This window comes from Pseudomonas sp. B21-047, from assembly GCF_024748775.1.
Lineage (GTDB): Bacteria > Pseudomonadota > Gammaproteobacteria > Pseudomonadales > Pseudomonadaceae > Aquipseudomonas > Aquipseudomonas capeferrum.
On sequence record NZ_CP087169.1, the window covers coordinates 5,557,950 to 5,569,977 of the forward strand.

General features: G+C 63.6%; 8 protein-coding genes. All 8 read right to left on the bottom strand.

Translation table 11 applies throughout. The features are described from left to right. Positions 1–92 precede the first annotated feature (92 nt). Positions 93–4,538, bottom strand: coding sequence for a glutamate synthase large subunit (gene gltB / locus LOY26_RS25105; RefSeq protein ID WP_095063901.1), 4,446 nt, complete (start codon positions 4,536–4,538; stop codon positions 93–95). 373 nt (positions 4,539–4,911) lie between these two features. Next, complete coding sequence (locus LOY26_RS25110; RefSeq protein ID WP_033702003.1) at positions 4,912–6,537, bottom strand: SPOR domain-containing protein; 1,626 nt, start codon at positions 6,535–6,537, stop codon at positions 4,912–4,914. A gap of 15 nt (positions 6,538–6,552) precedes the next feature. Then, entirely contained in the window at positions 6,553–7,650 is a 1,098-nt protein-coding gene (gene aroB / locus LOY26_RS25115; RefSeq protein ID WP_047582202.1) for a 3-dehydroquinate synthase, read from the bottom strand. 96 nt (positions 7,651–7,746) lie between these two features. After that, positions 7,747–8,265 carry a shikimate kinase AroK gene (gene aroK / locus LOY26_RS25120; protein WP_033702005.1) on the bottom strand — a complete coding sequence of 173 codons (519 nt, stop codon included), beginning with the start codon at positions 8,263–8,265 and terminating at the stop codon, positions 7,747–7,749. Positions 8,266–8,269: 4 nt separating this feature from the next. After that, entirely contained in the window at positions 8,270–9,538 is a 1,269-nt protein-coding gene (locus LOY26_RS25125; RefSeq protein ID WP_258714217.1) for a type IV pilus secretin PilQ, read from the bottom strand. Then, positions 9,462–10,460, bottom strand: coding sequence for a pilus assembly protein PilP (locus LOY26_RS25130; protein ID WP_186652916.1), 999 nt, complete (start codon positions 10,458–10,460; stop codon positions 9,462–9,464). Before LOY26_RS25130 ends, LOY26_RS25125 begins: the two co-directional genes overlap by 77 nt. Before the next feature lie 14 nt (positions 10,461–10,474). After that, a complete protein-coding gene (locus LOY26_RS25135; RefSeq protein WP_186652918.1) occupies positions 10,475–11,011 on the bottom strand; it encodes a PilN domain-containing protein in 537 nt (178 codons plus the stop codon). Beyond that, entirely contained in the window at positions 11,008–11,871 is an 864-nt protein-coding gene (gene pilM / locus LOY26_RS25140; RefSeq protein ID WP_186652920.1) for a type IV pilus biogenesis protein PilM, read from the bottom strand. Before pilM ends, LOY26_RS25135 begins: the two co-directional genes overlap by 4 nt. Positions 11,872–12,028 lie beyond the last annotated feature (157 nt).

The window sequence follows — 12,028 nt, forward strand, 5'->3', positions numbered from 1 at the left end:
CCAGAAGCTGCAAGCTGCAAGTCGATCACTTGGGTCCGGCAAGCCTCGCACTGCATTACCTGCAGCTTGAGGCTTGCCACTTGCAGTTGTTGTTACTGCGGGTTGGCGCGGGTGCTGGACAGCAGTTGCTTGAGGGTGGCCGCCTTGGGCTTGACCAACCAGAAGCGACGCACGTAGTCGTCCAGGTTTTCCGAGAGCTCACGCCCCCACTCGCTGCCGGTCTCGTCCACGTATTCGGCAAGGACCCGCGCCAGGTGGCTGCGGTAGGCCTCCATCGCTTCACCACTGATGCGCTGGATTTCCACCAGTTCATGGTTGAGCTTGTCGACGAAGCTGTTGTCCATGTCGAGCACGTAGGCGAAGCCGCCCGTCATGCCAGAACCGAAGTTGTAACCAGTCTTGCCCAGGACGCAGACAAAGCCGCCGGTCATGTATTCACAGCAGTGATCGCCAGTGCCCTCGACAACAGCGTGGGCGCCAGAGTTACGCACAGCGAAGCGCTCGCCCGCGGTACCGGCGGCAAACAGCTTGCCGCCAGTGGCGCCGTACAGGCAGGTGTTGCCGACGATGGCGCTGTGCTGGGTTTCGAACGGGCTGCCGGCAGGTGGCACGATGGTCACCTTGCCACCGGTCATGCCCTTGCCGACGTAGTCGTTGGCGTCGCCTTCCAGATGCAGGTTCAGGCCACCGGCGTTCCACACGCCGAAGCTCTGGCCCGCAGTGCCCTTGAAGCGGAAGGTGATCGGCGCAGCGGCCATGCCCTGGTTGCCGTGCAGGCGGGCGATCTCACCAGAGATACGCGCGCCGATGGAACGGTCGCAGTTGCAGATGTCGAGGCTGAACTCGCCACCGGACTGGTCGCGGATCGCCGACATGGCCATCTCGACCATCTTCTCGGCCAGCTCGCCCTTGTCGAACGGCGGGTTCTTGTCGACTTCGCAGAACTGCGGCTTGTCCGCCGGAATGTGCGAGCTGCCCAGCAGTGGCGACAGGTCCAGGTACTGCTGGCGCTCGGTGTCGCCTGGCAGTATGTCGAGCAGGTCGGTGCGGCCGATCAGCTCGCCCAGGCTGCGCACGCCCAGTTTGGCCAGCCACTCGCGGGTTTCTTCGGCGACGAAGGTGAAGAAGTTGATCACCATGTCGACGGTGCCGATGTAGTGGTCCTTGCGCAGCTTGTCGTTCTGGGTGGCTACGCCGGTGGCGCAGTTGTTCAGGTGGCAGATACGCAGGTACTTGCAGCCCAGGGCAATCATCGGTGCGGTGCCGAAGCCGAAGCTCTCGGCGCCAAGGATGGCGGCCTTGATCACGTCCAGGCCGGTTTTCAGGCCACCGTCGGTCTGTACCCGCACCTTGCCGCGCAGGTCGTTGCCGCGCAGGGTCTGGTGGGTTTCGGCAAGGCCGAGTTCCCACGGCGCGCCGGCGTACTTGATGGAGGTCAACGGCGAAGCGCCGGTACCGCCGTCGTAGCCGGAGATGGTGATCAGGTCGGCATAGGCCTTGGCCACGCCTGCAGCGATGGTGCCAACGCCTGCCTCGGCCACCAGCTTGACCGAAACCAGCGCCTGCGGGTTGACCTGCTTGAGGTCGTAGATCAGCTGGGCCAAGTCTTCGATCGAGTAGATGTCGTGGTGCGGCGGTGGCGAGATCAGGGTCACACCCGGTACCGCGTAGCGCAGCTTGGCGATCAGGCCGTTGACCTTGCCGCCCGGCAGCTGGCCGCCTTCGCCCGGCTTGGCGCCCTGGGCCACCTTGATCTGCAGCACTTCGGCGTTGACCAGGTATTCCGGGGTGACGCCGAAGCGGCCGGTGGCCACTTGCTTGATCTTGGAGCTGCGCACCGTGCCGTAGCGCGACGGGTCTTCACCGCCCTCGCCGGAGTTCGAGCGCGCGCCCAGGCGGTTCATGGCCTCGGCCAGCGCCTCGTGGGCTTCTGGTGACAAGGCGCCCAGCGAGATACCGGCGGAATCGAAGCGCTTGAGGATGGCCTCCAACGGCTCGATCTGCTCGATCGCCAGCGGCTGGTCAGCCACTTTGACCTTGAGCAGGTCGCGGATCATCGACACCGGGCGCTGGTCGACCAGCGAGGTGTATTCCTTGAACTTGGCGTAGTCGCCCTGCTGCACAGCGGCCTGCAGGGTGTTGACCACGTCCGGGTTGTAGGCGTGGTATTCGCCACCGTGGACGAACTTGAGCAGGCCACCTTGCTGGATCGGCTTGCGCGCGCTCCAGGCTTCGGCAGCAAGCAGCTTCTGGTCGCTTTCCAAGTCTTCGAAACGCGCACCCTTGATGCGGCTCGATACACCTTTGAAGCTCAGGCCGACCACGTCTTCGGCCAGGCCGATGGCTTCGAACAGCTGCGCACCGCGGTACGAAGCGATGGTGGAGATGCCCATCTTCGACAGGATCTTCAGCAAGCCCTTGGAGATGCCTTTGCGGTAGTACTTGAACACCTCGTCCAGGTCGCCCAGCACTTCGCCGGTGCGAATAAGGTCAGCCAGCACTTCATAGGCCAGGTACGGGTAAACGGCCGAGGCACCGAAGCCCAGCAGCACGGCAAAGTGGTGCGGGTCACGGGCAGTGGCGGTTTCGACCAGGATGTTGCTGTCGCAACGCAGGCCTTGCTCGGTCAGGCGGTGGTGCACCGCACCCACGGCGAGCGAAGCGTGCACCGGCAATTTGCCCGGGGCGATGTAGCGGTCGCTCAGTACCAGTTGGGTCTTGCCGCCGCGCACCGCTTCTTCAGCCTGGTCGGCGATGTTGCGGATAGCCGCTTCCAGGCCGACACCTTGCTCGTAGTTGAGGTCGATCAGCTGGCGGTCGAAGCCTTCGCGCTCCAGGTTCATCAACGAGCGCCACTTGGCAGGCGAGATGACCGGCGAGCTGAGGATCACCCGCGAAGCGTGCTCCGGAGACTCCTGGAAGATATTGCGCTCGGCGCCCAGGCAGATTTCCAGCGACATGACGATCGCTTCGCGCAGCGGGTCGATCGGCGGGTTGGTCACCTGGGCGAACTGCTGGCGGAAGAAGTCGTACGGCGAACGCACGCGCTGCGACAGCACGGCCATCGGCGTGTCATCACCCATCGAGCCGACCGCTTCCTGGCCCTGCTCACCCAGCGGGCGCAGTACCTGGTCACGCTCTTCGAAGGTGACCTGGAACATCTTCATGTACTGCTTGAGCTGGTCAGCGTCGTAGCTGGCCGCGCCCTGGTCGTCGGTAAGGGTCGCCTGGATGCGCGTGGCATGCTGACGCAACCAGCGCTTGTATGGGTGGCGCGACTTCAGCCGGTTGTCGATGGCGTCGGTATCGAGGATCTGGCCGGTTTCGGTGTCCACCGCGAAGATCTGGCCCGGGCCGACACGGCCCTTGGCGATCACCTCTTCGGGCTGGTAGCCCCATACGCCGATTTCCGAGGCGATGGTGATATAGCCGTTGGTGGTGGTTACCCAGCGCGCCGGGCGTAGGCCGTTGCGGTCGAGCAGGCACACCGCGTGGCGGCCTTCGGTCATGACGATACCGGCCGGGCCATCCCACGGCTCCATGTGCATGGAGTTGTATTCGTAGAAGGCGCGCAGGTCGGCGTCCATGGTCTCGACGTTCTGCCAGGCCGGCGGTACCAGCATGCGCACGCCGCGGAACAGGTCGATGCCACCGGTGACCATCAGTTCGAGCATGTTGTCCATGCTCGACGAGTCGGAACCGACGCGGTTGACCAGCGGGCCGAGTTCTTCGAGGTCCGGGATCTGGTCATTGGCAAACTTGGTGCGACGGGCCATGGCCCAGTTGCGGTTGCCGGTGATGGTGTTGATCTCGCCGTTGTGGGCGAGGAAGCGGAACGGCTGCGCCAGCGGCCATTTCGGCAGCGTGTTGGTGGAGAAGCGCTGGTGGAACACGCAGATCGCGGTCTGCAGGCGCGGGTCATCCAGGTCTGGATAGAACGCCGCGAGATCGCGCGGCATCATCAGGCCTTTGTAGATGATGGTCTTGTGCGAGAAGCTGCAGATGTAGTGGTCGGTGTCGTGGGCGTTGGCCACGGACGAGCGACGACGGGCACTGAACAGCTTGATGGCGAATGCCTGATCGCTCAGGCCTTCACCGCCGATGAACACCTGCTCGATCTGCGGCAGGCGCTCCAGGGCCAGGCGACCGAGCACGCTGGTGTCGATCGGGACCTTGCGCCAGCCAACCAGCGTGAGGCCGGCGGCGAGGATTTCGCGGTCCATGTTGGCGCGGGCAGCTTCTGCTTTGACCGGGTCCTGGTTGAAGAACACCATGCCGACGGCGTACTGCTTGGGCAGTTCGACGGCAAAATGCTCCTGGGCCACGGCCCGCAGGAACTGATCGGGCTTCTGCATGAGCAGACCACAACCGTCACCGGTCTTGCCGTCGGCGTTGATACCGCCGCGGTGGGTCATGCACGTCAGCGCCTGCATGGCGGTTTGCAGAAGGTGGTGGCTCGGTTCGCCCGTCATATGGGCGATCAGGCCAAAACCACAGTTGTCCTTGAATTCTTCGGGATGGTACAGACCTGTTTTCATAGACACTTTCTCACCAGGTTCACCTCTCAACGGAGGTAAATCTCTTTTTTAACAACCACTTACCATCCACGCCGATCAAATGCCAGCTTTTTTGCGGTGGCCATGGAAAACCATTGTTGCACAGCGACAGCGATGCCCACAAATTTTCATGTCTCACCATTGAAAATTTATGTCGCGATTTTGAATGTTTTTGCGCCATGCGCCGTGATAACGGCTTGGCTGGAGTCTGAAGCGTTTCAGCCATGACTGCAAGAGAGGCTTGTGGCCGGCAGTCTGGGACAGAAAAGCCTGCCGCGCTCAGGCGCAGCAGGCTAGACGAAAAGTCAGGGTTCGCTCAGCAACTGGGCGGCGGGGTGTTGCCGCCCGGCAGGTATCAGCGGGCCGAGGCCAGCTCTTGTTGGACGCTGGCGACGGTACGTGGCCAAGGTTTACCAGCCTGGACCTTCGCTGGCAAGTTCTTGATTGCCGCAACCGCTGCGTCGCGGTTGGCGAAGCTGCCGTAAGTTACGACGTACAGCGGCTTGCCCTGCAGGTTTTTCTTGAAGTAGCGATAGTCGCCACCCTGGGCCTTGACGAACGCCTGGGCCGAGGCTTCAGAGCTGGTACCGAGGATCTGCACCACATAATTGCCCGGTTTCTGGCCTGCATACCAACCCCCACCGGCGCTGCCACTGGCGACTGGTTTTTCGGCAGGTTTGGCGGCCGGCTTGGCACTAGCGACCTGGGTCGGCGCCGGGGCAGGCTTGGCGGGTGCAACCGGTTTAGCAGGCTGGGTTGCAACGGGTTTTGGCGCAGGCGCAACCGGCTGAACCGGGGCACTGGCGATTGGCTGCGCGGGTACCGGGGCCGGGCCAGCCGGCACACCTTGCGGTGGCGCGATGGTGGTCACGGTCGGCGGGTTGCCAGGCTGCAGTGCGGTATTGCCCGCCGGGCTGCCTTCTTCGCCATCACCCATGCCAGCGGCCTGGGCCAGTGGCTCGCGCATCACCGGTTGCGACTGACCTACCAACGGCAGTGGCATCGGCTGGGACGAGCCGGAGAATTCGATGGCCGGGTTGCCATTATTGGCCTGGGCAGCACCTGGCTGGCCTTCACCGAGGGGCAACTGAGCCTGGGCGGCCGGCACCTCGGCAGGTGCCTTGTCGCCTTTCTTGGGCATGAGAACCGCAGCAGCAACGGCGACCACGACCACAGCGGACAGCGCGAGCACGTGTTTCTTAGGCATTTTCAACCCCATGGATGGTCGCTTGGCCGTCGAACGGCTGGCGATCATGGCTTCGATCAAAGTGTCACGGGCAACCTGGTTGATAGTGCCAGGCCAACCGTCGGAGTGCTCATGGATATCGACGATCTGTTCACGGGTGAACACCTCGATGCCCCGGCCGGCGCCATCCAGACGCTGCTCCAGGTACTCGCGGGTCTCTTCTTCGCTGTAGGGGGCGAGTTCGATGACGTGGAAACGTTCTTCCTCGATGCTGAGCTCATCCAACCCGGCAATCAGCGACGATTCGCCGAACAGGAACACGTGCGGGCGCCCTTCCGGAACACCCGCTGCCAGTTCCAGCAACGCTTGGAGTGCCGACTCGTCGAGTTGTTCCGCATCATCCACCAGCAAATACACTTCCTGCCCGGTCAGCGCCAGTTGCACCACCTTGGACAAGATAGCCTGGACCTCAGGCTGGGCGACTTCCAGCGACTGCGCGACCTGGCCAAGCACACTGGCCGCATCGCTGGCGCCACGGGCGGAAACCACCACGCTTTGCACCGACTGCTTGTTGGTGCTGGCCACCAGGGCCTGGCGCAGCAGGGTCTTGCCGCTGCCCAGGGGGCCGGTGACAACCAGCATCAACTGGCTGTAACGCGCCAGGTGGTGCAACTGGCCCAGCACCGGCTTGCGCTGGGCAGGGAAGAACTTGAAACCGGGCACGCGGGGCGCGAACGGATCGTGGCTCAACTGGTAATGGTCGAGAAAGGCCTCATCGGCATGCAAACTGGTCATTGCGCTGTCACAACCTCAAAGCTGGGCCACGATCGCGCGGTAATCCGCCGACAGCGTGGCCTGAAGAATCTCTTTCGGATAGTCGTCGGTGATCACGGCCTCGCCCATCTGGCGCAACAGCACCAGACGCAGACGACCGTCGAGCACCTTCTTGTCGACCGCCATATGCTCCATGAAATGCGCCGGGGTCATTTCCTGTGGTGGCACCACCGGCAAACCTGCGTCCTGCAACAGGCGGATTGCGCGATCACGCTCGGCCTGATCGATCCAGCCAAGGCGCATGGACATTTCCAGGGCCATCACCGTGCCCGCCGACACGGCTTCGCCATGCAGCCAGACACCGTAGCCCATGTGGGTTTCGATGGCGTGCCCAAAGGTATGCCCAAGGTTCAGGGTCGCCCGCACGCCCGATTCACGCTCGTCGGCGCCGACCACGGCAGCCTTGGCCGCGCAGGAGCGGCTGATGGCTTCGGTCAGGGCCGCAGAATCCAGGGCACGCAGGGCATTCATATTGTCCTCGAGCCAACCGAGGAAAGGCTTGTCGCAGATCAGACCGTACTTGATCACTTCGGCCAGGCCTGCGGACAGTTCACGCGCTGGCAGGGTCTTGAGGCTGGTGGTATCGATCAGCACTGCGTTGGGCTGGTAGAAGGCACCGACCATGTTCTTGCCCAACGGGTGGTTGATGCCGGTCTTGCCACCGACCGAGGAATCGACCTGGGACAACAGGGTAGTCGGCACCTGGATGAAATCGACACCGCGCTGGTAACAGGCTGCGGCAAAGCCGGCCATGTCGCCGATCACGCCGCCACCGAGGGCTACCACCGTGGTGCGGCGGTCGTGTCGCGCGGTGAGCAAGCCATCGAAGATCAGCTGCAGCGTTTCCCAGTTCTTGTAGGCTTCGCCATCCGGCAACACCACGGGCAACACTGAATACGCACCCAGGGTCTTGGCCAGGCGTTCGAGGTACAGAGGCGCGACGGTTTCATTGGAAACGATGGCGACCTGCCGCCCGGCAATATGCGGCGCCAGCAGCTCAGGCTGGTCCAGCAGGCCTTCGCCAATGTAGATCGGGTAGCTACGCTCGCCCAGGTCGACCTTTAGTGTCTGCATGTATCCCCACAATGTACTTGGGTGCGGCGCCGTTTGGGCGACGCACGCGGTAAGTTGAACCTCGCCTCGGCGCTGGTGGCCGAGAATAGTCCCGGCTTATCGGGGCGGCAACTGCTGCAAGCGCTCGAGAATATCGATCACCACCATGCGCGGTGGCCGCTCATCGGTTTCAACGACCAGGTCGGCAATTTCGCGGTAAAGCGGATCGCGGGCTTCGAGCAGGGCGCGAAGGGTCGCTTCCGGGTTGGCGGTGCGCAACAGCGGGCGATTGCGATCGCGTGCGGTACGACCGACCTGCTGCTCCACCGAGGCATGCAGGTAGATGACCCGGCCACCCTGGTACAACGCCTGACGGTTGGCATCACGCATGACCGCGCCGCCACCGGTGGCCAGCACCACACCGTCGAGCGCGCAGAGCTCGGCGATCATCGCCTGCTCACGGTCACGGAAGCCCGGCTCGCCTTCCTTGTCGAAGATCCACGGGATGTTGGCGCCGCATCGCAGTTCGATTTCCTTGTCGGAATCCTTGAACAGCAGGCGCAGCTCTTTGGCCAAGAGGCGTCCAATGGTGCTTTTACCAGCGCCCATGGGCCCCACAAGTATCAAATTTCGCACAGAATCAACGACTCACAGCAATCGCCTGGTCACTCATGATACGCGGAGTCAGGAAGACCAGCAGCTCGGATTTTTTCTCTTGTAATACATCGCGTCGAAACAGCCGCCCAACATACGGCAGATCGCCGAAAAATGGCACCTTGTCGACCACATTGTTTTGCGTGGTCGAGTAGACACCACCGATCACGATCGTCTCGCCGTCGGCCACGCGAACCTTGGCATTGACCTCGTTCTTGCGGATCGGCGGTACGTTGTTCAAGGCATTGACGTAATCAGGCTCGTCCTTGGTTACCCTGACGGTCATGATGACCTTGTTGTCCGGGGTGATTTGCGGGGTGACTTCGAGCGACAGCGAAGCCTCGCGAAACGACACCGAAGTGGCGCCGCTCTTGCTGGTTTCCTGGTAGGGCACTTCAGTGCCCTTGAGGATCCTGGCGGTTTCCTTGTCGGCCGTGACCACCTTCGGCTGCGAGATGATTTCGCCATTGCCGCTCTTCTCCATGGCACTGAGTTCAAGGTCGAGCAAGATGCCCCCGCGCAGCACACCCAGGCCCACACTGGAGCCGGCACGCTCCACGCCAAGGTCGACGAACAGCTCCTTGCCTGGCCGCACGCGGTCACCGTACAAAGGCCCACCCCAACGCACCCCCAGGCTCTTTTCGTAATCGACGCTGGCCTCGACAATACGCGCCTCGATCGCCACCTGGCGCACCGGCACATCCAGCTGCGCCACCAGTTGGCGCAGCTCGTCAAGGCGATCGGCGGGTTGGTAGGCCACCAGGGTGTTGGTGCGCACATCGACGCTCAAACTGCCTCGCCCGGTCAGGATGCCGTCGTCCGCCAGTGTCGCCAGCAGCAGTTGCGCGAGCGCTGAAGCTTCGGCGTGATGGATCGGCATCAGCTCACGCTGCAGGGGTTGCAACTGGGCATCCAGCACCTGGCCCATGCGGGCGTCGAGCGACTGCCCGGCAAGCTCGGCCGCAGGCGCCACCAGCAGCACATTACCCTCTTCGCGACGGGCCAGGCCCTTGCTACGCAGCACCAGATCAAGCGCCTGGTCCCAGGGCACATCCTGAAGCCGCAGGGTGATATTGCCCTGCACCGCGTCGCTGGCGACCAGGTTCACACCGGCGTAGTCCGCCAGCACCTGCAACACCGCGCGCACCTGCACATCCTGAAAGTTCAGCGACAGCGGCTCACCCCGGTAGGGCGTTGCCGACGCTAGCGGGATCGCCAAGACCCACGCCACCATCCATTTCCAGAGCTTCTTCATGCGGGTCCGGGACCTCCTTGTCCAGGGCTTTTCGGAGCGTGAGTATCGCGGTGCGTTCTTGCCAGGCACTGGCCATGAACCAACGTTCGCGCACTTCGACCTGCCGCTCGTCGACACGCACCACAACACCTTCATCGCGCCCCAGCCGATCACCTGGGCGCACGCGATACAGCCGCCCTGCGGACAGCAGCAGGGCTTCATGCGCTGTGCCACGTGCCAGGCTGCCGACCATTTCCAACTGTGCCAAGGGCACGCCGCCCAGTTCGCCGGGCGGCATTCGCGCCGCACCAGAGGCGAACGGGTCGAGCAAAGGCGGCATGGCCGCTGCCCTGGCGGGCAAATCCGCCAGTGACGCGGGCGCCGGAGGCGCCGCATCGGCATGGTAGGCATGAACCCTCAGGCGCAAGCGCAACACGGTAGGCCGCCCCTCGGCTTGATGCAGGCTCATGTCTTCGACGCGCAGCAGCCGCGCCTGGCCCAGCCAGTCGTCCAGCCAAAGGCGCAACGCCGTGTAGCGCCCCACCACGTGCACATCCAGGGGGGTGGTTCGGTAATCGGCCTGACTCACTTCGTCATGTATGTCTAGCCGCTCGAACAACAGGCCATATTCATGCCCCGAGGCCGCCAGGGCATCGAGCAAGTCACTCATGCGCTGCCCTGCCGAAAGTTGCCATCGGGCGAGCTGCAATGCCTGCCGCGCGGCAGCCAGAGAACCCTCTGCGCGCGCCAGCTCAACTACCTGCGCCGCCTTGGCCGCATGTGCCTCATTCAACTGCTTATGCTGCGCAGTTACCTGCGCTTGAGCCTGCCGTAGCTCCGGCAGGCGGACTGCACACCCTAGCGCCAACACCAGCACACCCAGCAGGAACGAAGCGCCCCACCGGAAGCGGCGGGACCGCTCGACCCTTGCTTGCCAACGCATCCACCACGCTGCACTCACGACCAGAACGCCGACACGCGCGCAGTCAGGACGAACTCGTCACCCGAAGGCAGGTGCTTCACATGCTTGAGTGCCAGGCCTTGCAACACTTCGGAGCGTTCGAGGTCGCGCATGAACTGGGCCACCACGGCGCCGGATGCGGCCACACCGGTGACGTGCAAACGGCCGTGCGCAAGCGTTAGCTCAGTGAGCTGCAAGCCTGCGGGCAACGCGGCCTCCACATCTGCGAGCAAGGCAGGCAGCACCCCCTGATCGGCCCTCAGGCGGGCCAGGGCCGCAACCTGCGCCTGGGTGGCATCGTGGTCGGCACGCACGTCGGTGTGCTGCTCCAGCTGCTTGCCCAGCAGCGCCAGCGCAGACTGGTGGCTGGCATTGCTCGTCGCTTGCTGCTGGGCGCGCTGGCGTGCCAGTTGGTCAATCAGCATCACGCAACAAAGCGCCAGGATTGCACTGCCAAGCAACATCCACTGGAAGCGCCGAAGCATCGAGCGGCGCTGCCGCTCGCGCCAAGGTAATAGGTTCAGACGCATCATGGGCGCATGCCCCCTGAGGCCAAGGCGCATGCCAGCAGCATGCCCCCGTCTTCCGGCGCCAGCCCCGCACGCAGCGGCAGTTGCCGACAGGGCAGGTTCACCGCTTCACTCAGGCCTTCAAGCCACCCCTGCTCGATCACCGAGCTGCTGACGACCAGCAAGCACTTCAGCTGGGCTTCGCCCGCCAAATGCGCATGCAATTGGGCAGGCATTTGCCCGAGGTGCAACTCGCGGCGCTGCGCTGGCACGCCCTGTTGCCAGCAATGCAACGTCGCACCTTGCGCCTCCAGGCGTAACAAGGCCGAGCCCGCAAGCTCGCTCTGCGGCAACATTCGCTGCAACGCGACGCTGTCGACTTCCATCACCTCCAGCTGCAGCCCGGCGGCATCAAGCAGGGCTTCAATCGGCTCCAATGAGCGCTGGCGACAGGCAGCCACCATCACATCCAGGCAGCCGGCCTGATCCTTGGAAGGGCCAAGCACCTGAAAGTCCAAGGCCAGATCCTCCAGCGCAAAGGGAAACAGGCGATCGGCATCGGCCAGCAACTGCGCTTCCATGTCCGCCTCACTCTGGCCTGCCGGTAACTGGCAAGGCTTGCAGATCACCTGATTTGCCGGCAGCGCTAGCGCAGCCCGCCGCTGCCGAATGCCGCTGCGCCTGCAGGCACGCTGCAAGGCACCTACCACGCGCACAGGGTCGCTTGCCCAGTCACCGCCACTGTAGGGCTCATACGGTTCGTGCGCCCAGGCCGCGACCTGGCAACGCCCATTGCGCCGCCGCAGCTGCACAACCCGAACCGAGTCGGGGGCAATTTCCACCCCCATCAATGAACCGGCATCCATGCCGAAACGTCCAAGCATCACTGCTCCTTTGCTGTATGCCGCAAACCCGCGTCAACACTAGGCCTGCACGGCCGAACGGATCGACGGGCCGCCTGGCCGGTCACCCGGCGAGGCGAAAAAATGCTTATAATGCCCAGCGTTTTTGGTCCGCCGGACCCGTACGCAATTCACTTAT